Origin of the sequence: Mesorhizobium sp. M0136 (genome assembly GCF_040322515.1) — a bacterium.
Taxonomy (GTDB): Bacteria; Pseudomonadota; Alphaproteobacteria; order Rhizobiales; family Rhizobiaceae; genus Mesorhizobium.
Genome location: NZ_JAMYTP010000072.1, coordinates 1 through 608, shown reverse-complemented (window position 1 = coordinate 608; position 608 = coordinate 1). Strand labels below are relative to the sequence as shown.

The 608-nt window shown below is 61.3% G+C and carries 1 protein-coding gene; it reads right to left on the bottom strand.

From position 1 onward, the window contains the following. Positions 1–6 precede the first annotated feature (6 nt). The coding region (locus tag NKJ35_RS30815; RefSeq protein WP_352651404.1) for an ISAs1 family transposase at positions 7–608 on the bottom strand (602 nt) is incomplete at its 5' end.

Below are 608 nucleotides of genomic sequence, written 5' to 3'. Positions count from 1 at the left end.
GCAGGGCTATCGCATATGAGTGATGGCATTGATGAGATAGTCGTCGTTCCAGGCGCATTTCTTGATGCGATGGCTGATGGGGACTTTGGCAGCATCGGCGGTCTGAAGGATGTTTCTGGCGAGGCGATTGAGAAGGGCTGTGTTGGCGGGAGCATTATCCTTGCGGGCACGGCTGAGATCCTCATCGAGATGGACATCAAGCATCCAATGCAGGCCGTTCTCGATGTGCCAATGAGCTCTAGTGAGGTCGAGCGCCCGTTGCGGCGACATGAGCGTGGAGGCCATGAACAGGCGCATCAACGGCCTGGCCTGATCGCGTCGGCTGGTGATGCGGATGAAGGCCAGGTGGCCGGGCATCAGCGGCTCGGCCGCCGCCACGATCTCGGCTTGCCGCCACTCGTTGCGGCCGTGGCTGGTCTCGGTCCGCTCGGCAATGGAAGGGGTGGCGTCGGCCAGTTGCAGGTTGGCACGGCGCAGCCAATGACGACGGTTGCCCTTCAGCGCAAGCAGGTAATCGCCACCTCTTTGGGTAATGGCCGCAGCCATGCGGGTGTGGCAGTGGAGCGCATCGGCGGTGACCAATCTGCCCGTAAGATCAATGAGTTCGA